Origin of the sequence: Bradyrhizobium sp. CCBAU 53338, from assembly GCF_015291665.1 — a bacterium.
Taxonomy (GTDB): Bacteria; Pseudomonadota; Alphaproteobacteria; order Rhizobiales; family Xanthobacteraceae; genus Bradyrhizobium.
The window spans coordinates 5,217,982-5,240,340 of sequence record NZ_CP030048.1; the positions used below are offsets into that span (position 1 = coordinate 5,217,982).

The following is a 22,359-nucleotide window of genomic DNA, read 5'->3' on the forward strand; positions in this document are numbered from 1 at the left end:
GCCTGTTGCGTAATTCGCCAGTTGTGATTCCCTGCGGTTGAGCCTTTTGGGGGAATGACGATGGCGGTGAAGCAGACGGGACAGCCGAGCTTTGTAGATGCGCTGATGCCGAAGGGAGCCGGCGCCAATGCGTCGCTGGATCGGCTGGCCGGCCTGGTCAAGTGGTACCGGTTCGAGAAGCTGATCGGCCATTTGCGGGACGAGAAGGGACCCGGTCAGCCGGGGTACGCGGTGTTGGTGCTGTTTCGGGCGCTGCTGTTGCAGTCGCTCTATGGTCTTTCGGACCGCGAGCTTGAGGAAGCGCTGAGCGACCGGCTGTCGTTCAAGCGCTTCGTTGGTCTGAGCCTCGAGGATGCGACGCCCGACCATACGGTTCTGAACCGTTTCCGGAATCAACTCATCGAACAAGGCCTGCTGGAGAAGTTGTTTGGCGAGCTGGACCGCCAGCTTGAGAATGCTGGTGTCATCCTCAAGCGCGGCACGATGCTCGACGCGACCCTGATCCAGGCCGTCTCAGCTCCTCCCAAGGAGGATCGTCCATCAAACGACCCAGACGCCCGGTTCACCAAGCGACAGGGCAAGGGTGGTTCGACCTTCGGCTACAAGGCTCACATGGGTGTCGACGAGGGATCCGGTCTGATCCGCTCAGTCCTGACCACGCCCGCCAATATCAACGATACAACGCCAGCCGACGAACTGATCCGCGGCGACGAAGCCGTGGTATGGGCCGATGCGGCCTACGACACCCACGCCCGGCGGGCGCGGCTGAAAGCGGAAGGCAAGAAGCCCCGCATCGCCCGCCGTCCCAACAGGCATCACCCGGAACTGCCGCCGAGGCTCAAACGCTACAACCGTCTCATCGCACGACGACGGGCAACGGTGGAGACAACCTTTGCCACCCTCAAACGTCGGATGCGGCTCACCTGCATCCGATACGTCGGTCTCGCCAAGGCACGCGGACAAGTCCTGCTTGCCTCCATCGCGTTCAATATGAGGCGGTGGGCCACGATCGCCGCCTGACGCCCATCAAGGGCGCAAAATACAGCTTCGGCCCGACAATCGGGGCCGACAACGCCCTCTCTCCTTACGTCTCCCGCATCAAAAGGCAGTAGCGCAACAGGCCCCTTGTGGGAGAAGGTGGCGCGAAGCGCCGGATGAGGGGTTCTGTCCGCGCACTCAAGCGCGAATTTCTCTCGCGGAGAAATACCCCTCACCCGGCTGCGCTTCGCGCATCCACCCTCTCCCACAAGGGGAGAGGGTGCACCGTCTCTGTGGCCGCTCTTCGCCCCTCACGTCCCGCGCAGCAGCTCGCTCGCAACCACCCAGTCGTTGCCGTCGAACTGGAGCATGTAGCCGTCCTTGATCGGGCGGAAATCCTGCGGCGTGGTGTTGAGGGTGATGCCGGGCAGCAGCAGCGACAGCGGCACCTTCTTCAGGTTGGAAGCCTGCGCCATGATGTTCTCGCGCGTCAGATTGTCCTTGCACTGTTTCAGCACCACCACCAGCGCCTCGGCGACCGTATAGCCGTAGAGCGCGGCGACGTTGTTGACGTCGGCATTGGGCAGGCGGCGCTTCATGAAGTCGATATAGGCCGACATCGCCGGATCGTCCTTCGGCTCGGCCGTGAACGGCTTGAGCGAGCCGAGCGACAGCACGCCCTTGCCGGCATCGAGACCGGCTGGCGCCATCACGGTCGCCTTGTTGGCGCAGCCGGAGGCGAGGAAGCGCGTCGGCTGCCAGCCGACTTCATGGGCCTTGCGGATCGCCTGCGCGCAGGCGCGCGGCGTCACCGAGTAGATCATGAAGACGTCGGCCTTGGTGTTGGCCAGGGTCAGCACCTGGGAATCGACGGTGGGATCGGCGACCTCGAAGCTCGAGGCCATCGCGATCGCCTTGTCCGCGTCGGCACCGAGAGCTTCCTTCACACCGCGAAGATATTCCTTGCCGGCGTCGTCGTTCTGATAGAGCACGGCGAAACGCGCGTTGGGATTCTTGGCGCGGGCATAGGCGACGTCGATCGCGGCCTCGCTGGTGTAGTTCGGCGCCCAGGGCAGCGCCATCGACCAGGGCATGTTGGCCGGATCGTTCCACTTCGAGGCCGAGCTGATCAGGAACAGCTGCGGCACCTTGTTGCTGTTGAGATATTTTGCGATCGCCGAGCTCGGCGCGGTTCCCATGGTCGCGAAAATGAAGGCGACGCCGTCGCCCTCGACCAGCCGCCGCGCCGCTTCCATGGTCTTGGGCGGCGAGAAGGCGTCGTCGAGCGAGAGCAGATTGAGCTTGCGGCCGTTGACGCCGCCCTTCTCGTTGATCTCCTCGAAATAGGCCGAGAGCACCCGCCCGGTGATGCCGAGCGGCGAGGCCGGCCCGCTATAGGGCATGGTGTTGCCGATCTTGATCTCGGTGTCGGTGACGCCGGGACCGTAAGTTTTTTGTGCGGAAGCAGGCGCGGACAGACAGGCGGCAGCCAGCGCTGCGGCCAGGGCCAAAGCGGCTTTCATGGTTTCTCCCCGATGATGATCGTCCGCGCGGGGCGACCGCACGGCGTGCTTTTTTTTGCCAGCGCGTCAGCTCAGCGGAGTTCCGCAAGATGGTCTTGCGTCGAGTTGCTGATGGATCAGCTGCGCCGCTTCAAGCTCAAGCCGAGACTGATCCAGCCGGCGCCGGCCATGACCAGGTCGATGCCGAGGAACAGGCCGAGGACGTAGACGCTGTTGACCGGCCAGCGCGCCACGATCAACAGGCCGAGCAGCAGCGTGATGGCGCCCGACAACGCCACCCACACCCACGGGCTCTCGCGCTTCATGCTGAAGGCGAGGAACAGCCTGACGGCGCCGGACGCGATCAGCGATGCGCCCAGGAACAGCGTCAGCAGCACTGCCGCGAACAGCGGATTGTCGAAGGTCAGGAAGCCGGCGATGACATAGAGCACGCCCAGCAGCATCCAGATCAGGAACCTGCCCCAGCTCTTCATCTGGAACGCGCCGATGATCTCGGCAGCACCGGCGACGATCATCATCGCGCCGACCACTAGCACGCTCGCCACCGTCGCCATCACCATGCTGCCGAGCGCGACGAAGCCGGCGATGAGGTAGACGACGCCGAGGGCAACGATCCAGCCCCATTTGGCATGCAGCGCTGCGATGCCGGAGCCGAGACCGAGACGGGGAGAGGTATCCGAAGCGGATGTCATGACGCACCTCCTGCATGTGATGCCCCGGAGCACGTCTCAGGCGCGCCGGGACCACAGAAAGCTGAGCAGCCCGGCGACCGCGGGCGTTGACGCAGATCAAGGGCGCGACCGCTCCATCTCGAGCTCGGCCTTGAGATTGTCGAGATCGCGATAAATCGAGGCAACCGCGAGGACGCGGCCGTCCTTGCGGTATTTCAGCAGGCAGTCCCTGTCTTTGATGCTGCCGTCGACCGTGATGTCGTCGAAGCTTTCGGCGTGGCCGACATAGTTGATCGGCACGTCGTAATGCTGGCTCCAGAAGAACGGCACGGCGTCGAAGCGCTCGCGCTTGCCGAGCATGTTGCGGGCCGCGGTCTGGCCCTGCCGCTCCGCGACCACCCAATGCTCGACGCGGATGGTCTGCCGCGCATGGGGGTCGGGCCAGCGCGCGATGTCGCCGGCCGCGAAGATCCCGGCGACGCTGGTCTCCAGGAATTCGCTGACGCTGACGCCGCGATCGGCCGCAAGCCCGGCGTGCTCGGCGAGCGCGAGGCGCGGCCTGACGCCGATGCCGACCACGACGAGGTCGGCGTCGATCACGGCTCCGCTCTTCAGCATTGCGCGCGTGCCTTCCAGCTTCTCGACGGTGCCCCCGAGATGGAAGTTGACGCCGTTCTCCTCGTGCAGCGCGCGAATGAAGTCGCCCATGTCAGGGCCGAGCACCTTCTGCATCGGCCGCTCTTCCGGCGCGACAACATGGACCTCGATCTTGCGCGCGCGCAAGGACGCCGCCACTTCCAGGCCGATGAAGCTGGCGCCGATCACCAGCGCACGCCTGGCGCCGGCCGCCGCCTTGATGATGGCGCGACTGTCGGCAACGGAGCGCAGGGTGTGGACGTGCCGCTGGTCGGCGCCTGGTATCTGGAGTTTGACCGGCTCCGCGCCGGTCGCGAGCAGCAGGCGGTCGAACGGCAGCTTGTCGCCGTTGCCGAGCGTCACGCTGCGCGTCTTCGGATCGACCGCCGCAACGTTCGTGTTCAGGCGGAGATCGATGCCGGCATCCCGATAGTAGTCCTCGCCGCGCAGCGGGAGCCAGTCTTCCGGCGCATTGCCGGCGAGATAGTCCTTGGAAAGATTGGGCCGGTCGACCGGCATCGCGCCATCATCGCTGAGCATGGTGATGGCACCGGAAAAGCCCTCGTGACGTAACGTCTCGGCCGCCGCGAAGCCGGCCGCGCCGCCGCCGACGATGACGAATTTTTCGCCCGTCGGCGCGCTGCGATGAGCCATCGACGGCTTCGGTGCCTCGCGCTTGCGCGCAACGGTGATCCTGTCGCGATCGCGCGTGACGTCCCATATCGCCAGCGCATTCAGGGCCGGCGGTCGCGTCGCTTCGCCTGTGCGCATGGCGAAGCAGGCGTGATGCCAGGGGCAGCGGATGGTGTCGCCGACCACGAGGCCCTCTGCGAGCGGGCCATGGTAGTGGCTGCAAAGCGGCTCGATCGCAAAGATCTCGCTGCCGGCCAGCACCAGCAGGACGTCCTCCTCGCCGACATGACCGAGCAGCTTGCCGTCCTTGAACTCGGTGAGTGCGACACCCTTGGTCAGGTCGGGTCCGCTCGGCTTCTTGTCCTCGGTCATGGTCGTCTCCCTCGCAGCTCAACGTGCAACTCAGGATCTGGACGGCGCCGGCGACGAAAAGTTCCTGTGATCGCGAAAATCAGGGCTTTGCGGCCGCCTTGCGCACGTCGAGCACCGCCTGCGCCCATTCGGCCGGCCGTTCCTGCGGCAGGTTGTGGCCGGCGCCGGTGAAGACACGCCGCTCGAAGAAGCCTTCGAACTTGCGCGCGTGATGGGCAGTGCCGGGGTTGACGCCGTCGCTGTCGCCGTCGACCGCGATCGTGGGGACGCGGACTGGCGGCTGCGCGGCCAGCTTGGCCTCGATCGCCGCATAGGCGGGATCGCCTTCGACCAGCGCGTAGCGGTGGCGATAGGAGTGGATCACGACATCGACGAAATCAGGGTTGTCGAACGACACCGCGCTTCGATCGAAGGTGGCGTCGTCGAATCGCCATGTCGGCGACCACATGGCCCAGAGCTGGCGGGCAAAGCCGCGGCGGTTGCGCTCCAGCGCGCGGCGGCCGCGTTCGTTGTGAAAGAGATACTGATACCAGAGCGCGGCCTCCTCCGGCGGCGAGGCCGGCTCCATGGAGCGGGCGATGTTCTGGATGTTGTAGGAATTGCCCGAGACGAGAGCGACGACGCGCTCGGGGTGCAGCACCGAGACGACGCAGGCCGCGCGGCCGCCCCAATCATAGCCGCCGACCACCGCGCGATCGATCTCGAGCGCATCCATGAAGGCCAGCAGGTCGGCGCCCAGCGCCGCCTGCTCGCCGGAGCGCAACGTCGACGCTGAACGAAACCGCGTCGGCCCGTAGCCGCGCAGCCACGGCACCAGCACCCGCGCGCCCGCCTGCGCCAGGATCGGCGCGGCCTCGGCATAGGCGTTCACGTCATACGGAAAACCATGGCCCATGATGCAGGGCCAGCCGTCCGGCGCGCCGTAGTCGAGATAGGCGATGTGGAGGACATCAGTCGTGACGGATTTGTGTTGCATGCCGCGCACCTCGCTGCCGGCGGCAGCGTAAATCGAACGTGCCCGGCAATCCATCCCCTCGCGCGGCTCGTTTCGCATGAAGCGCAACCGATCGAGGGGTCGACATGGCTTATGTCTCAATGACCGGATTTCGCCCGAAGGGCATCGCGCGGCTGCCGATGTTCTGGTGGCGGACGGTCCGTTCTTTCACGCAGGCGCGGCGCGCGCCGGGAAATCTGTTGACGACGGGCAGGATCGTCGGCGGCGTCCATCACACGATGACGGCGTGGTCGGACCTCGCCAGCATGCGAGGATTCGTGGCGAGCGGCGCCCACCTGGCGGCCATGAAGAATTTTCGGAAGCTTGGAACCGGGACGGTCTTCGGCTATTCCTGCGACGAAATTCCGGACTGGGACACGGTCTACGCGCTCTGGAAGCTGCATGGTCGCGAGGTTTGACCCGGCAGTCCGACCGGCCATGCGGCTCAAAATACCGCCGCTTGTCGCGCCTGGGCTGGGCCCCTAAAACAAAGCGATCGTGGAGTGATCCGGATGGCCGCGCCCGTCGTTATGGTCAGGACATCTCGACAGAGGCTCCATGACGACCGGTCTTCGCGCTGTGAGCAGGCCCTTGTGGCGCAGCAAGCCTGCGGCGGCTCCCCGGCGGGATCGGCCTCGAAGATTTTCAGGCGAAAGGCCCAAGGCGACCGTGGAATGGGCTGACTTGATCGGACGCGTCGCGGCCCATGGCGATCGGGACGCGTTCAGGCTGTTGTTCGAGCATTTTGCTCCGCGCGTGAAGGGATTCCTGGTCAAGACCGGGATGACCGCCGACGCCGCGGAGGAAATCGCGCAGGCCACGCTGCTGACGGTGTGGCGGAAGGCGGCCCAGTTCGACCCGGCGTCCGCAGGTGCGGCGGCATGGATCTTCACCATCGCGCGCAATCTGCGGATCGATTCCGCAAGGCAGGCGGCGCGACGAGCCAGGACTGCGGAGAGCGCACAACGGGACGAGACGCCCGAGGTCGCGGATTCGCCGGAGACCATGATGGCGCGGAGCGACGACGTCTCGCGCGTGGAGGCAGCGCTGCGGCGATTGTCCGAGGAGCAATCCACGGTGATCCGGATGTCGTTTATCGAGGAGCAGCCGCACGGCGAGATCGCCGAACGGCTCGGACTTCCGCTCGGAACGGTGAAGTCTCGCATCAGGCTTGCCATGGTGCGGCTGAGGGATCTCTTGGACGACTGACATGACCATCAACCATCACCCACCTGAAGATCTCCTGGCCGATTTTGCCGCCGGCCGGCTCGACGAGGCCGATCGCCTCGTCATCGGCGTTCATGCCGCACAATGCCCTCGCTGCCGGCGTTTCATCGCCGCGATCGAGCAGCTTGCGGGTGCCGCGCTGGAACGGGCCGCTCCGGTCGCCATGGCAGACGACGCGTTCGCGACCATCATGGCTGCGATCGACGCGCCGGAGGCGGCGCCCGCGCCGGCGCAGGCCGGGTCGCAACCGGTGCCGCTGCTCGACGACGACCTGCCGGAAATCCTGCTGCGTTGCCGGTTCGGCAAGAGCCGGCGCGTGGCGCCGGGCGTCAAGATGCAACCGATCGTCCTGCCCGGTGCGGACAAGTCGCGCGCGTTCCTGCTGTGGTCGGCACCCGGCACGCGCATGCTGGAACATTCGCACACCGGGACCGAGCTGACCCTGGTGCTCAAGGGCAGCTTCAGCCATCAGGGCGGCGATTTCAGGCCGGGCGATTTCGATTTCGGCGACGGCGAGGTCGATCATCAGCCGATCGTCGGCGGCGACATGCCGTGCCTGTGCCTTGTCGCCATGAGCGGGGATTTGCAGATGCACGGCTGGCTCGGCCGGTTGATCTCGCCCTTCGTGCGGCTTTGAGCGTCCTGATGTGATCCAGTCGCGGCGCGCAGTCGTTCTCCTGACAAGCAATGCTGGAGGACGAGGCAATGAGCTGCGGCGGACTGACGGCCCGGGACCCGATGATCGAACGTTTGAGCGATCTTCTCGCCCGGGTCGGGCACGGCGACCAGCGCGCCTTCGCCGAGCTTTTCGCCGCGACGCGCAGCAAGCTGCGCAAGACAGCGCGTCCGATCGCGCCGGTCAGCGCCGATCTCGACGACCTGCTCCAGGACGCCTATCTGAAGATCTGGAAGCACGCCGCAAGCTTCGACCCTGCCCGCTCCTCACCTATCACCTGGATGTGCGCGATCGTGCGCAACACCGCGATCGATGCTGTCAGGCTCAAGCAGATGCCGCTGGCGGATTTCGACGAAGCGCTGTCAGTCGCTGAAATCTCCGAGTCCGAGGACGCGTTCGACTACGATTTCGTTCAACCGATCGCGGCCCGCGCCATCCAGCGGCTTCCCGATCAACGGCGGCAATTGCTGTCGCGGGCCTATCTCGATGGCGAAAGCCGGTCGATGCTGGCAGAGCGCTTCGGCGTCCCGGTCGGCACGATCAAGACCTGGCTGCGAAGGACGGTTGTCTCGCTGCGCGAGGAATGCCTGGCATGTACCCCGGGCGTGGTGGCCCCGCAGCCTCATCGGTGAGCCGGCGCATGGGCCGATCCGGCGAGCCGGAGCAAGAGGCCGGGAACCGCAGGCGCTTCGCCGGCAACGGCGGAATGAAGAACCAATACATCAATCTGGACCGCAAGGATGCGGTCGAGATGCGTGCGACGGGCAGCAGGCAGCGAGGATCGCGGAAGCCGCGACTCGGCCGCCCGTTCAATTGAGCATGACGATGCTGGCATTGAGCAAGGTGGCGAATGCGACCCAGGCAAGATAGGGCACGAACAGCCATGCCGCCGTCCGGTCCGTCAGCCAGCACTCGACGATGAAGCCGATGATCGCCAGCAGCATCGCGACGATGATGCCGAGTGCGAGGCCGGTACGATGCCACGTGAAGAAGACCGGCGACCAGGCGAAGTTGAGCAGCATCTGCGCGGCCCAGAGCAGCATGGCTACGCCGTACGGAGACTGCCCCCAGGTTCGCGCGCCGGCGAGCGCGATCAGCAGGTAGACGACCGACCACACCGGCGCGAAAACCCAGTTCGGCGGGTTGAACGGCGGCTTGATCAGCCCGGCATACCAGGGGCCAGGCAGGTTCGTGCTTCCGATCGCGAAGCCGGCTCCGAGCACGATGAGAACGAAAATGACGTGGGTCGTGAAGGATGTCCGCATGCCGGCTTCGCCGCGATGAGAGGGGCCCCTCACCCCTCAACGCGGCATCGTCAGGTTTGGATCACATGGATTATTTTTGCGGTCCGGACAGCGAGATGTCGCGCTCGGCGCGGAAGACGTTGCTGTAGAGATTGGCAATCCACTGCCGGCCGATCTCGGTCTTGTTGAGATAGCTGATCTCGGTCTGGATGTGCGGTGCGACGCTGTTCCAGTAGAATTGAGGATAGCGGTTCACAATGTCGGCCGGCGAGTCGTAGCCGAGTTGGCGGTTCATGCCGACCTCCTCGAACTCGTAGTAAAGCGCATTGGCCTTGCGCAGATAGTTGGGATCGCCGAGCTGGCCGATGAAGTCGGCGGCGCGCAGGATCGAGGCCTCGTCGTCATATTCCTGGCCCTGGCGGGCCGGGAAGCGCGTTCCCTCGATGGCCCTCGCGACGCGCTCAGAGTCCACGCCGCGGATCGGCGGCAGCCGGCGCCGCACGAAAAGCTTCGACCGGTCAACGTGATACATCATCAGACTGGCATCGGATGCGCCGCGCGGCAGCGACACCTTGGTGCCGGCATCGTCGATCAGGAAGCCGTCTTCGTCGTCCTCCTCGAACAGGCCGCGGACATAGCCGATGTCGTGTGCGAGACAGGCGATGAGGACATGGAGGTAGTCGTCCGCCGCAAGGTGGGTGTGAAGATTCCGGCCCATCAGGATCGCCTGGGCCGCCAGCGTCACCAGCATCGTATGCTCGATGTTGTGGTAGAGCGCATCGCTGTTGCCGATGCATTCCAGCGCCGTGCGCGTCGATCCTTCCAGCACCCGGGCGTAGGACTCGTCGAACCGCCGACGCATGAACGAGCCCAGCATCTTCTCCAGGGTCTCAGCGGCCAGTCGCGGTAACGTCATCATGGATGCAGCCCCGTCTGTCGGTGGTGTCCCACGGTAACTCCCGACGCCTCATTCTCGTCCTTGACGCAGGCTCAGCATAGCTCAATCTGGGGCGACTGACCAAATCCCGAAACAAAAATACGTAAATGTGTAGCCCTGCCGCCCCGCAGCATCACGGTTGCGGTCACGGTTCGGCGCACCTTGTGATCAGCCTCTACGAGAGCTTCGCCAGCCCGGCCAGTGGCCGACCGTTCATCTGGCGAGGACGTACGTGTGAACGGGCCGGGACGCCTGCACCGCGCTGCGGACGGTGGCGTCAATTCCCCCGCGCGAAGCGCGCGAGCATCCCGTCGAACGCGAGCTTGATCCGGTTTATATACGGGTCCTTGTAGGGAAATTCTGGATTCTGGTCATGCACCAGCATGGAGGCGTTGACCTCGAACACGACGAGACGGCCGTCTGGATCGAGGGAGCAATCGATGCCGAAATAATCGAGACCAATGCGATCGCGAATGACTCGCAACGCCTGGGAATGGGCTGCGCCGAACACCTCTCCGGGCGCGCGCAGGAAACGCTCCTCCTCGTCCTGCATCCAGGCGTGTTGCGCCATATCGGTCGCGTCGCGATGGAGCTTCCAGTCGGCTCCAATGGCGAGATGATAAGGCAGGATCTCCTCGCCGACGAACAAGAACCGGTATTTCCGGAAGAAGCCATCGGCGGAGCGATAGTCGACATAGTCGATCACATAGCGATCATGGCCTTCATGTGCCGCAAGGAAGGCAGTCAGTGCCGCGGCATCGTCGAGCTTCTCGAAGACGTCGCCGCCATGCATACCGGCTTGGCGCGCCAGCACCGGAAAAGCAAGATCGAGGCCGTCAGGGAGCCCCTCGCCAGTCGCGATGCGGATCGTGCACGGCACACGGCAGCCCGCGACGTCGGCGAGTGCCAGAGCCGTGGCGTCGCGCGTGGTGTTCCGGATCCTTGCGGGATCGTTGACGACGGGCTTGCCGAGGCTTCGTGCGATGGCCATGGCGAGCGGAAGCACGTCCGCGCCCTGATCCGCGTCGGAGACAAGGTTGACGACGACATCTGCCTCGTGCGCCAGCAGGGCGATATCCGGCTGGCTGCCCGGCAGCAGCGACAGGATGCTGGTCTGGTAGGCGCAATCCTTGAAGAGAAATTCGACCGGCGTGTTGCCGACGAAGGGCGCAAACAGCGCCAGCGCACGAAACACCGGCGGCGATTGGGTCGCGGGCCTGCGCAGGATCGGATGCACTCGTGCGGCATGGGCGTAGGCGGCCTGTGCCGCCTCGATCTCTCCGCGCGCTTGGCGGATCGCACCGACCCAGTAGAAGTTCTCGGCCTGTTCAGGCGCGCGCACCACGGCCTGCTCGAACTGCGCGACCGCCTCTTCTGTTTCGCCGAGCTCGAAGCAGACCTTGCCGAGCCGGCTGCGGAGCTCGGCGTCTTCGGGCGTCTCCTCGAGCAATTCCAGCAGCAGCGTCCGCGCGATCGCGAACTGCCGCGTCGCTACCAGCGCCTGCACCAAATTCGTGCGCGAGGGCCGATGGCCTGGATTGCGCCGGAGCGCCTCGAGGTAGAGCGAAATTGCGTCCTGCATCTTGCCGCTGCGCTGGTGAACGATGCCAAGATTGCACCAGCAGGCGACGAGATGCGGCGCGATGCGCAAGGCCGCCCTGTAATTCTCGCCTGCAGAGCCGATGTCGTCGCACAGCATGAAGGCATTGGCGAGGGCCGCGTGCAGATCGGCAACGCCGTCGACCGCAACGCCGATCGACATCGTAGCCGCGAGCGCGAGCCCGGCCTGAAACACCGCAATCGCCGGCCTGATCTCGCCGCGCCGGTAGTGCTCGCGCCCTGTGCGCAGCATGTCGGCAATGCCTGGCGTGTCACCGGAAGGCTGCGCGAGGGCCATCGATGAGGACGTCATGTATTCTCCGGAAGTGACGCCGTGAAGGTGACACCGTGCAGCTGCGGCGGGTATTGCTGCGGCCGCTCCAGGACAGCGCACAGCGCGGCGTCAGCGACGGCTCGCGCGCGCCCGGCCATGGCGTGAACGGTCACGCCGAAGCTGTCCGCGCGGTCATAGAGTGCGAAATGGGCCGGCGCCCAGCCTGGATAGGCCGGCGGACCCGGATGAAAATTGTAGGCGCCGCGGCCGAAGCGCGCGAGCAGATCGGGCGGCACGATGACGCCGGAGGCGAAGGCGACCAGACGAGACGCGGGCTCGATGTTGCCAAGCTCTTCCATATCGACCACCGGCCAGATCACGAGATCCGGCCTGAAACTTCGCAAGATCCGCAACAAGGCCACCTGCTCGGCGGCCTCCGTCAGCAATGCAAGTCCCTCGACCATCGGTTCGGCTTCGGCAGCGTTGATAGCGAGCCACTGTGTCGCGGGGTAGCGTTAACAGCGTGTTAATGACCGGACGCCTGGCACATCCGGGAAACACAGTGAAACAAACCTCCCGCACATCGACGCATTCGCTCACACAAGGGGAGCGGTGAAACCACGATCACTCCACCAGCAGCACGTCCACGGCGACGCCGAGCTTCTGCTTCGGCGAGCCGACAATGATGCCGTCGATGGGGGACACATCGGAGAAGTCGCGGCCGACCGCCAGCGTGATGTGGTCATTGGCGACCAGCAGATCGTTGGTCGGATCGAAATCGATCCAGCCGAGCTCCGCCCCGCACCACAGCGATACCCAGGCATGGGTCGCGTCGGCGCCTTGCAAGCGCGGTTGGCCCGGCGGCGGAATGGTGCGCAGGTAACCGCTGACATAGGCCGCCGGCAGGCCGAGCCCGCGAAGGCCGGCGATCATCACGTGGGCGAAGTCCTGGCAGACGCCGTGGCGGTTGTCGAAGACCTCGTTGAGCGGCGTCGAGATCACCGTGGCCTTGGGGTCGTAGCGAAACTCGGTACGGATGCGATGCATGAGATCGACCGCACCGGCGAGAATGCCCGCGCCGGGCGCGAAGCTTGCCGCCGCGTAGGCGCTCACGGGGCGCAGCACCGGCACGAGCGGGCTCGCAAAGACATAGCCGACCGGCGAGGACGGCCCGAGGCTGGTCGCTTCGAAGGCGACGTCGCGGATGCTCTCCCAGGACGGACTGGCGGCATCGCGCGCCGGCGGCTTCCGCTCCACAGCGACGCGCGAGCGCGAGTCGATGCGCAAATTGCGATGCGCGGCTTCGATCACGACGCTTTCGGTCAGCGTGCCGAAGAAGTCGCGGCGGACATGGCGCTCGGACGGGCGCGGACGGATCTCGACCTTGTGCGAAATCAATTCCTGGCCGTTACCGTCCTTCGGCTCGAGCCGCAGCGTGCAGCGGGCGAAGCTGACCGGGCTTTCGTATTCGTAGGTCGTGACGTGCCTGATGTCGTAGATCACGCCAGCCCCGTCAGCTTTTCCGGCCGGCTCGCATTGGGGCCGTGCGGGAAGTAATGCAGCCCGATCGCCTCGGCGAGATTGAGCAGGTCCTGCTCCAGCGCGAACAGCGACTTGACCTCGAGCTTCTCGGCTTCGGCAGTCGCCAGCATCGCCTGCACCGCCACCGCGAGCCGCTGCGGCTTCTCGATCAGGCCGTGCTCCTTCAGGCTCGGCAATGCCGCGATATGCTCGTTCAAGGTCGCCACCTGGAACGCGACCGAGCGCGGGTTGTAGCTGTCGAGCACCGCCAGGTCGCGCACCGGCGCCAGGATCGGCGCCAGCAGATAGCGCGAGCGATAGGTGATCTGGGAATCCACCAGCGTCAGCAGGATATCGAGATCCTCGTCGCCGGCATCGTCATAGGCAAACTGTCGAGCGAAACGTGTCGTGTTGATGGCGCGCTCGGTGCGGCGACCGATATCGAGAAAGCGCCAGCCGGCGGCGCGGTTCATGTTCTCCTGCGCAAGGCCCGCGAAACTCGCAAGCTCCTGCAAGGTCAGCTCGGCCGCGCTCAGCACGCTGTCGTCGTCCTCGACCTCGTAGGAGAGGCGCTCGGCCATCTCGGTGATGACCTGCCAGGCGTCAGGCGACAGCCGCTCGCGCAACGAGGTGGCCGTGCGCAGGGCTGAGCGCACCAGCGACAGCGCCGAGCCGAAACGCGCCTCGCTCTGCAAAGCTTCGGCGACGATGCGCCCCGGCGCGGCGCGCGAGGTCTGCGAGATCGCACCCCAGGTCACCAACAGACGCTGGATCCGCTCGGCAGATTGCAGCGAGGCCGCGGTGCCCTTGTTGGGTCCGCTCGGCGAGCCCAGCGCGCGCACCAGCCGCAGCGTCGCTTCGGCGCGTTCGAGATAGCGGCCGAGCCAGAACAGATTGTCCGCGGCGCGGCTCGGCAGCACGCCGGCGATGCGACGGATGCGAACCTTGTCGGTCGCCGGCAACAGCGACGCGGTCGAGACCTTCTTCTCCGAGACCACCCAGACGTCGGCGGCACGGGCGCCGTCGCCCATCGACACCGCGCGCGCGTCCGGCTGCTCGGCGATGCGGCAGAAGCCGCCGGGCATGATGGCCCAGCCATCCGGCGTTGCCGCCGCAAACACGCGCAGCACGAAAGGACGGGGCGTGAGCTGGCCCTGCTCCCACACCGGCATGGTGGACAGACGCACCACCTCCTGGCCGACATAGTCCATGCCGCGCGCGCTGATGGCATCGATCAGGCGCTGATGGCCGGCCGCGTCCAGCTCGCTCGCCAGCACCGGGCCATTGCTGTCGAAGCCGGGTACGCCGCGCTGGTACGCACCTTCGATCGCAACCTCGTCGAGCCGCGACAGCACCTCGTCACGCGCCGATTTCTGGCCGCACCACCAGGTCGCGATGTGCGGCATCTTCAGCTCTTCGCCGAGCAGGCGGCGGCTGAGCGCCGGCAGGAAGCCGAGCAGCGCCCTCGCCTCCAGCACGCCCGAGCCCGGCATGTTGGCGACGACGACGCCGTCCTTGCGCAGCACATCGATCAGGCCGGGCACACCGAGATGCGAGGACGCATCGAGCTCGAGCGGATCGAGCGAGTTGGAATCGACACGCCGCAGCAGCACATCGAGCCGCTTCAATCCTGCGACGGTGCGGATATGGATGCGATTGTCGCTGACGGCGAGATCGTCGCCCTCGACCAGGAGGAAGCCGAGATAACGCGCCAAGGTCGCGTGCTCGAAATAGGTTTCGCTGAAGCTGCCGGGCGAGAGCACGCCGATGCGCGGTTCGTCGCGATCGGCGCGCGCGCGAAGACTGTCGCGAAACGCCTCGAAGAACGGCGCGACGCGCGGCACGTTCATCGACTTGTAGAGATCGGAGAAGGCGCGCGAGAGCACCAGGCGGTTCTCCAGCGCATAGCCCGCGCCCGACGGCGCCTGGGTGCGGTCGCCGAGCACCCACCAGCGGCCGTCGGGGCCGCGACCGACATCGGCGGCATAGAGCGAGAGATAGCGGCCGCCCGGCGGCGGCACGCCGCAGACCGGGCGGAGATATTCGGGGCTGCCGGCGATTGCGCCAGCGGGCAGCGCGCCTTCCGCGACCAGCCGCCCCTCGCCATAGATGTCGCGCAGCACGAGCTCCAAGAGTTCGGCGCGCTGGGTGATGCCGGCGGAGAGCTGCTTCCAGTCGGCTTCATCGATCAGCAGCGGCAGATGGCTGAGCATCCAGGGCCGGTCGGCGCTGTCGCCAGGTGCGCGGTAGGTGACGCCGGCCTCGCGGAGGTGGCGGTCAGCCATGCCGAAGCGGCGCTCGACCTCGTCAGGCGCGAGCGCCCCGAATGCATCGAAGAAGCGGCTCCAGACCGCGCGCGGGGCGCCGTCGGGCCCCAGGAATTCGTCAGGGATGCCGGGCAGCCGGCGATAATCGCGGACCCATTGCGCGAGGCGGCGCTGGCCGTCCCGCTGTCCTTGCGCCTTACCTGCCGTCCTGTCCTCTTCGGCTGCGCCCTCGCCCATGCGCCTCTCCCTGCCCCACCCTCATACTCATTGCAGGAGCGGGGTCCGCAAGTCGAGGGTCAGCGGAAATTCATTTGTGCGTTCCTCGGGCGGCGGCTGCATCGGCCCCGGCGTATGGCCGTGGTCCTGGAAGCGCGCCAGCCGCCGCGCCTCGGCCTCGTAGGTGTTGACGGGCTTGGTGTCGTAGTTGCGCCCGCCGGGATGGGCGACGTGATAGACGCAGCCGCCCAGCGAGCGGCCGTTCCAGCTATCTATGAGGTCGAAGGTCAGCGGCGCGTGGACCGGAATGGTCGGGTGCAGGCCGGAGGCCGGCTGCCAGGCCTTGAAGCGGACGCCGGCCACGGCCTCGGCCGAGCGGCCGGTCGATGTCATCGGCAGGCGGCGGCCGTTGCAGGTGATGATATGGCGACCCTCGACGAAGCCCTCTGCCTTGACCTGGAGCCGCTCGACCGAGCTGTCGACATAGCGCACGGTGCCGCCGGCCGAGCCCTCTTCACCCAGGACGTGCCAGGGCTCCAGCGCCTGCCGCAGCTCCATCGTCACGCCGCCATGATGGATGCGGCCAAAGGCGGGGAAGCGGAATTCGAGCTGGGCCAGATACCATTCCGGCTCGAACGGATAGCCTGAGCTTTTCAGCTCGGACAGCACGTCCTTGAAATCTTCCCAGATGAAATGCGGCAGCATGAAGCGATCATGCAACGCAGTGCCCCAGCGCACGAACCTGCCGCTTTGCGGCTCGCGCCAGAACTTTGCGATCAGCGCGCGGATCAGCAGCTGCTGCGCCAGCGACATGCGCGGATCCGGCGGCATTTCGAGCGCGCGAAATTCGACGAGGCCGAGCCGGCCGGTGGGACCGTCAGGCGAATAGAGCTTGTCGATGCAGATTTCCGAGCGATGGGTGTTGCCGGTGATGTCGACCAGCAGATGCCTGAAGAAGCGGTCCACCAGCCACAGCGGGGCCTGGTAGCCCGGCGGCGGCACGTGCGAGAGCGCGATCTCCAGCTCGTAGATGCTGTCATGGCGCGCTTCGTCGATGCGCGGCGCCTGGCTGGTCGGGCCGATGAACAGGCCCGAGAAGAAATAGGACAGCGAGGGATGCCGCTGCCAGTACAGCACGAGACTCTTCAAGAGATCAGGCCGGCGCAGGAACGGCGAATCCTGCGGGCTCGAGCCGCCGATCACGACGTGATTGCCGCCGCCGGTGCCGGTGTGGCGGCCATCGAGCAGAAAACGATTGGCGCCGAGACGCACCTTGCCGGCGTCCTCGTAGAGACCCGAGGTGATCTCGACCGCATCGCGCCAGCTCTGCGCCGGCTGGATGTTCACCTCGATGACGCCGGGGTCGGGCGTGACCTTGATGACCTCGATGCGGGGATCGAACGGCGGCGCATAGCCCTCGACATGGACCTGGAGCTGCATCTCTTCGGCCGTGGCTTCGACCGCCGCAACCAGTTCGAGATAATCCTCGATACGCTCGACCGGCGGCATGAACGCGCAGATCACGCCGTCGCGGACTTCGATCGACAGCGCCGTGCGAACCGGGATGGACGTGTTGAGCTGCTCAGGCGTGACCCGCCGCGGCGGCGATTTTGGGCGCGCCGGCGGTGTAAACACCGGCAGCTTATCGCGCGCCTCCATCGGGTCCTGCTCGATAATGTAGGGATATTGATTTGGCGGCACATAGCCGAGCGAGCCGATCGGCAGGCGCAGGCCGAGCGGTGAATCGCCCGGCGACAGGAACAGATGGCCGCGCCGGAGCTGCCAGCGCTCGCTGCGCCAGCGCGGCGGCGCATTCCAGCGCTGCACCGGCAGCACGAAGCCGCGCGGCGCGCGGAGGCCCTGATTGAAGACCCGCGCCATCCGCGCGCGCGCCTCGGGATCGGACAATTGCGAGTTGGAGGGATCGACGTTGATCGGAAGCTCGGCTTCCTTCTGCAGCCAGTAGACGGTGTCCTCATAGGCCGGGATGATGTAGCCGGGATCGAGCCCGAGCCGCGCCGCCGTGCCCTCCATGAAGTCTTCGGCGTCCTCGGTCTGGGCACGCCTGGGATTCTCGATTTTTGCGATGAGATCGGCGTTCTTCCAGATCGGCACGCCGTCCTTGCGCCAGTACAGACCAAAGGCCCAGCGCGGCAGGCTCTCGCCCGGATACCATTTTCCCTGGCCGTAATGCAGCAGACCGCCCGGGGCAAAGCGCGTCCGCAGGCGGCGGATCAGATCATCGCCGAGCGCGCGCTTGGTCGGACCGACGGCTTCCGTATTCCACTCCGCGGCCTCGAGATCATCCACGGACACGAAGGTCGGCTCGCCACCCATGGTGAGCCGCACGTCCTGGCTTAGGAGATCACCGTCGACCTGCTCGCCGAGATCATTGAGCCGCGCCCAGGACTCGTCGGAGAACGGCTTTGTGATGCGTGGCGCCTCGCGAATCCGCCGCACGCTCATGTCGAAGGCGAACTCGACTTCGGCAAAGCCTGCGCCGCCTGAGATTGGAGCTGCCGAGCGATAATGCGGCGTGGCCGCCACGGGGATGTGCCCCTCGCCCGCGAGCATTCCGGAGGTCGCATCGAAACCGATCCAGCCAGCGCCGGGCAGATAGACCTCGGCCCAGGCGTGCAGATCGGTAAAGTCGTTCTCGACCTCGGGTGGTCCCTCGATCGGATCGATGTCGGGACGAATCTGGATCAAATAGCCGGAGACGAAGCGCGCGGCGAGGCCGAGATGGCGGAAGGTCTGGATCAGAAGCCAGGCGGAGTCGCGGCACGATCCCGCGCAGGACGTCAGCGTCTCCTCCGGCGTCTGCACGCCGGGCTCCATGCGGATGATGTAGCTAATCTTCTTCTGCAGCTCGCGATTGAGATCGACCAGGTAGTTGACCGTGTTCGGCGCCTCGCGCGGGATCGAGGCCAGATATTTTGCGAATTCGCGATCGGGCTTGATGGTCTCGAGATACGGCGCCAGCTCGGTCTTGAGATCTTTCGGATACTCGAACGGAAAGCTGTCGGCATAGGGCTCGACGAAGAAGTCGAACGGGTTGACCGTCGTCATCTGCGCCGTGAAGTCGACCTCGAATTTCAGCTCGGTCGTCTTCTCCGGGAAGACGTAGCGGGCGAGCCAGTTGCCCTGCGGGTCCTGCTGCCAGTTCACGAAGTGGTTGGCCGGCGTGACCTTGAGCGAATAGCTCAGGATCGGCGTTCGCGTGTGCGGCGCCGGCCGCAGGCGGATGGTCTGCGGTCCCAGATCGATCGGGCGGTCGTATTTGTAGTGCGTGACGTGATGCAGTGCGACGTAGATCGACACGGGGTGCGGTGCTCCAGCAGCTTTTTTGAGCAGAACACCTGACGTGAATGCGATCAAGCACTAACAACGGGCAGACCGTGCCTACGGCACGGGCTGCACGGTCGATCACATCGTCGCGCCGAGCACCCAGGGCGCGAACTCGGCACCGCCGAAATCGAAGCTCTCGCTCTTGGTGGGCTGGCCGGAGGCGGTCTTCAGGATGAGATCGAAGATGCGCTGGCCGCACTCCTGGACACTCTCCTCACCTTCGAGGATGGTGCCGCAATTGACGTCCATGTCCTCTTCCATGCGCTTGTACATAGGCGTGTTGGTGGCGAGCTTGATCGAGGGCGCAGGCTTGCAGCCGAACACGCTGCCGCGTCCCGTGGTGAAGCAGACGAGGTTGGCGCCGCCGGCGACCTGGCCTGTTGCCGCGACCGGGTCGTAGCCGGGCGTGTCCATGAAGACGAAGCCCTTCTTGGTCACGGGCTCGGCGTAGCGCAAAACATCGACGAGATTGGTGGTGCCGGCCTTGGCCATCGCGCCGAGCGATTTTTCCAGAATGGTGGTGAGACCGCCGGCCTTGTTGCCGGGGCTCGGATTGGCATTCATCTCGGCGCCTTCGCGCGTCGTGTATTCGTCCCACCAGCGCATGAGATCGACGAGCTTCTCGCCGACCTCGCGGCTGACGGCGCGGCGCGTGAGGAGATGCTCGGCGCCGTAGGTCTCCGGCGTCTCCGACAGAATGACAGTGCCGCCGTGGCGCACGATGAGATCGCTGGCAGCACCAAGCGCCGGATTCGCCGACACGCCGGAATAGCCGTCCGAGCCGCCGCATTGCAGCGCGACGGTGAGTTCGCTCGCCGGAACGGACTCGCGCTTGACCTTGTTGGAGTCAGTGAGCGCCTCGCGCACGAAGGCGATGCCGGCTTCCACCGTCTTGCGGGTGCCGCCGACCTCCTGGATGTCCATCGCGCGCAGGCGACCGGCGAGCTTCTGCTCTTCCATGAGCCCGCCGATCTGGTTCACCTCGCAGCCGAGGCCGAGCACGATGACATGAGAGAAATTCACGTGACGCGCATAGCCGCCGAGCGTACGGCGAAGCAGCGCGAGCGGCTCGTTCTGCGTCATGCCGCAACCGGTCTTGTGGGTCAGCGCGACCACGCCGTCGACATTGGGAAATTCGGCCAGCGGATTGTCGCCGGTGAACGGGTTCTTCTTGAAGACGTCGGCGACGAGGCTTGCGACATGCGCGCTGCAATTCACCGAGGTGAGGATGCCGATATAGTTGCGCGTGGCGACGCGGCCGTCGGGGCGGCGAATGCCTTCGAACGTCGCCGGCAGGTCGAAATTCGGTGTCGGCTTGACGTCGGCGCAATAGGCGTAGTCCTTGGCAAAGTCACCCATGCCGATGTTCTGCACGTGCACGTGCTGGCCCGGCGCGATGGCCTGCGTCGCAAAGCCGATGATCTGGCCGTAGCGGATCACGGGCTCGCCCACCGCGAACGGCTTGATCGCAACCTTGTGGCCGGAGGGAATGCGCTCGACCGTCGTCACGCCGTCGGCCACCACCGTCCCCGACGGCAGGCTCGCGCGCGCGATCAGCACGCCATCATCGGGATGCAGGCGGATGACGGGGCTGATGGTCATGAGTATCTCCTAAAGCGAATAGTGAGTAGCGAGTTCCGAATGGAAAAGGGGAGCAGCATCGTTCGCCACTCCCCATTCGCCATTCGCGAGTTCTTAAGCCTTGCCGCCGGAATCCTTGCGGGTCGCGTTGACTTGCATCTTGGCGTAGGTGGTCATCAGGCCGACCTCGTTCGAGAGCGTCACCAGCTTGAAGCCCATGTTGATGGCGCGCGCCGCGCCTTCGGCGCCGCTGCAATGGATGCCCGGGTTGAGGCCGCGCTTGCCGCATTCCTTGATGATCTTGTCGTAGATCGCGAGGATCTCGGGTTCGGAGCGATCGAGCTTCGGCTCGAGGCCGTAGGAGAAGCCGAGATCGGACGGGCCGATATAGACGCCGTCGATGCCTTCGACGTCGAGGATCGCTTCCATGTTCTCGACCGCGGTCCTGGTCTCCATCATCGGCAGCAGGATGGTGTCGGCATTCGCGGTCTTCTGGTAGGAGCCGGCGGTGCCGTACATGCCGGCGCGGATCGGCCCGTTGGAACGGACGCCCTGCGGCGGATATTTGGAGTAGGAGACGAGGTTCCTGGCCTCCTGCGCCGTATTGACCATCGGGCAGATCACGCCATAGGCGCCGCCGTCGAGCACCTTGCCGATGATGCCGGGTTCGTTCCAGGGCACGCGGACCATCGGGGTGACCGGGTGCTTGTCCATGGCCTGGAAGCACTGCACCATCGACAGATAGTCCTGCACGCCGTGCTGCATGTCGACGGTGACGCTGTCGAAGCCGCATTGCGCGATCATCTCAGCCGAGAAACCGGACGGAATGGCCAGCCACGCGTTGACCACGGCCTTGCCCGACTTCCAGATTTCCTTGACCTTGTTCGCCACGTTGCCTTCCTTCTTTGTTGTTTAAACCGTGTTGTCTGGACCTTCGTCGCGATGACGAGCGCCGCGACAGCGCGCTCCTGGTTTCCAGTGCCGATTTGGACGGATCAGCTTGGGCGGCACTTTGAGCGAAAAAACGCAGCAATGTCCATGGCTCTCGCCGCATCCAAGCGCATATCTGGTTTCACTCTCCTGCACTTGCCTCGTCGCCGGCGCCGAGCGCCGCAAGGCACGTCTCCAACTCTCCGAGCATCTCCTGCAACTCGGCAAGCTTGCGCGCGCCGAAGCGCTGCGTGATCTCGGCATAGATCGCCTCCGAGGACGGCGCGACTAGGGCCATCAGCTTCACGCCCTCCCTGGAGATCGAGACCATGCTGCGGCGCTGATCCGTCTTCGCGGTCTTGCGCTCGATCAGATTGCGCGCCTCGAGATCGCGCAGGATGCGCGACAGGCTTGGTCCGAGGAGAAACGCAGTGCGCGCGAGTTCCGTGACCTCTGCAGCTTCGATGGCGGCGAGCGCGCGCAGGATGCGCCATTGCTGCTCGGTCAGGCCGTGTTCGCGCAGATTGGGACGAAATTGCCGCATCACCGCCTCTCGCGCCCGCAAGAGCGACATCGGCAGCGAGCGCGAGAAGTCCCGCATCGGCACCTGCCGCGCGGCGGGCGGGCTTGCGCTGGTCGGATCAGCCGGTCTTTTCGCCATGATACCCTTTCAGACCGCTAGCTGTTTGCAGTGCAGCAAACCCGAATTGTGTTTGACGCATTCACTTAACA

The 22,359-nt window shown here is 65.6% G+C and carries 19 protein-coding genes; 5 read left to right on the plus strand and 14 right to left on the minus strand.

Annotated features, from left to right (window positions below; all coding sequences use genetic code 11):
• Positions 1–54: 54 nt before the first annotated feature.
• Positions 55–1,020 (plus strand): IS5 family transposase, encoded by a 966-nt coding sequence (locus XH90_RS24540; RefSeq protein WP_194476884.1) that lies wholly within the window; start codon positions 55–57, stop codon positions 1,018–1,020.
• A 269-nt stretch (positions 1,021–1,289) separates the two neighbouring features.
• On the opposite strand, the gene XH90_RS24545 is transcribed toward XH90_RS24540, so the two are convergent.
• From XH90_RS24545 to XH90_RS24560, 4 genes are all read right to left on the minus strand, one after another.
• Entirely contained in the window at positions 1,290–2,501 is a 1,212-nt protein-coding gene (locus XH90_RS24545; protein ID WP_194476885.1) for an ABC transporter substrate-binding protein, read from the minus strand.
• 116 nt (positions 2,502–2,617) lie between these two features.
• The gene (locus tag XH90_RS24550) at positions 2,618–3,193 is read right to left on the minus strand and encodes an HdeD family acid-resistance protein (RefSeq protein WP_194476886.1); all 576 of its coding nucleotides are present in this window, start codon (positions 3,191–3,193) and stop codon (positions 2,618–2,620) included.
• 96 nt (positions 3,194–3,289) lie between these two features.
• Complete coding sequence (locus tag XH90_RS24555) at positions 3,290–4,813, minus strand: FAD-dependent oxidoreductase (RefSeq protein WP_194476887.1); 1,524 nt, start codon at positions 4,811–4,813, stop codon at positions 3,290–3,292.
• Positions 4,814–4,892: 79 nt separating this feature from the next.
• Entirely contained in the window at positions 4,893–5,789 is an 897-nt protein-coding gene (locus XH90_RS24560; RefSeq protein WP_194476888.1) for an alpha/beta fold hydrolase, read from the minus strand.
• Between the two features lie 104 nt (positions 5,790–5,893).
• Between XH90_RS24560 and XH90_RS24565 the strand changes: the two genes are divergently transcribed.
• The 4 genes from XH90_RS24565 to XH90_RS24580 all read left to right on the plus strand — a co-directional run bounded on the left by XH90_RS24565 (position 5,894) and on the right by XH90_RS24580 (position 8,342).
• Positions 5,894–6,226: a hypothetical protein gene (locus XH90_RS24565; RefSeq protein WP_194476889.1), complete on the plus strand. Its 333-nt coding sequence runs from the start codon at positions 5,894–5,896 to the stop codon at positions 6,224–6,226.
• Between the two features lie 250 nt (positions 6,227–6,476).
• Complete coding sequence (locus XH90_RS24570; protein WP_194476890.1) at positions 6,477–7,016, plus strand: sigma-70 family RNA polymerase sigma factor; 540 nt, start codon at positions 6,477–6,479, stop codon at positions 7,014–7,016.
• 1 nt (position 7,017) lies between these two features.
• Positions 7,018–7,671: a ChrR family anti-sigma-E factor gene (locus XH90_RS24575; protein WP_194476891.1), complete on the plus strand. Its 654-nt coding sequence runs from the start codon at positions 7,018–7,020 to the stop codon at positions 7,669–7,671.
• Positions 7,672–7,739: 68 nt separating this feature from the next.
• A complete protein-coding gene (locus XH90_RS24580; RefSeq protein ID WP_194476892.1) occupies positions 7,740–8,342 on the plus strand; it encodes a sigma-70 family RNA polymerase sigma factor in 603 nt (200 codons plus the stop codon).
• Positions 8,343–8,519: 177 nt separating this feature from the next.
• Here XH90_RS24580 and XH90_RS24585 read toward each other — a convergent pair whose 3' ends face one another.
• The 10 genes from XH90_RS24585 to hpaR all read right to left on the minus strand — a co-directional run bounded on the left by XH90_RS24585 (position 8,520) and on the right by hpaR (position 22,288).
• Positions 8,520–8,975 carry a TspO/MBR family protein gene (locus XH90_RS24585; protein WP_194476893.1) on the minus strand — a complete coding sequence of 152 codons (456 nt, stop codon included), beginning with the start codon at positions 8,973–8,975 and terminating at the stop codon, positions 8,520–8,522.
• A gap of 70 nt (positions 8,976–9,045) precedes the next feature.
• Complete coding sequence (locus tag XH90_RS24590; RefSeq protein WP_194476894.1) at positions 9,046–9,873, minus strand: HD domain-containing protein; 828 nt, start codon at positions 9,871–9,873, stop codon at positions 9,046–9,048.
• Between the two features lie 295 nt (positions 9,874–10,168).
• Positions 10,169–11,803: a tetratricopeptide repeat protein gene (locus tag XH90_RS24595; protein WP_194476895.1), complete on the minus strand. Its 1,635-nt coding sequence runs from the start codon at positions 11,801–11,803 to the stop codon at positions 10,169–10,171.
• Positions 11,800–12,228: a hypothetical protein gene (locus XH90_RS24600; RefSeq protein WP_194476896.1), complete on the minus strand. Its 429-nt coding sequence runs from the start codon at positions 12,226–12,228 to the stop codon at positions 11,800–11,802. Before XH90_RS24600 ends, XH90_RS24595 begins: the two co-directional genes overlap by 4 nt.
• Before the next feature lie 160 nt (positions 12,229–12,388).
• A complete protein-coding gene (locus XH90_RS24605; RefSeq protein WP_194476897.1) occupies positions 12,389–13,267 on the minus strand; it encodes a transglutaminase family protein in 879 nt (292 codons plus the stop codon).
• Positions 13,264–15,789 (minus strand): circularly permuted type 2 ATP-grasp protein, encoded by a 2,526-nt coding sequence (locus XH90_RS24610; protein ID WP_194476898.1) that lies wholly within the window; start codon positions 15,787–15,789, stop codon positions 13,264–13,266. The genes XH90_RS24605 and XH90_RS24610 overlap by 4 nt, the downstream gene beginning before the upstream one ends.
• Before the next feature lie 27 nt (positions 15,790–15,816).
• A complete protein-coding gene (locus XH90_RS24615; protein WP_194476899.1) occupies positions 15,817–19,089 on the minus strand; it encodes a DUF2126 domain-containing protein in 3,273 nt (1,090 codons plus the stop codon).
• Positions 19,090–19,194: 105 nt separating this feature from the next.
• Positions 19,195–20,718 (minus strand): UxaA family hydrolase, encoded by a 1,524-nt coding sequence (locus XH90_RS24620; protein ID WP_194476900.1) that lies wholly within the window; start codon positions 20,716–20,718, stop codon positions 19,195–19,197.
• A 93-nt stretch (positions 20,719–20,811) separates the two neighbouring features.
• The gene (locus tag XH90_RS24625) at positions 20,812–21,588 is read right to left on the minus strand and encodes an HpcH/HpaI aldolase/citrate lyase family protein (protein WP_194476901.1); all 777 of its coding nucleotides are present in this window, start codon (positions 21,586–21,588) and stop codon (positions 20,812–20,814) included.
• Between the two features lie 181 nt (positions 21,589–21,769).
• Entirely contained in the window at positions 21,770–22,288 is a 519-nt protein-coding gene (gene hpaR / locus XH90_RS24630) for a homoprotocatechuate degradation operon regulator HpaR (RefSeq protein ID WP_194476902.1), read from the minus strand.
• Positions 22,289–22,359 lie beyond the last annotated feature (71 nt).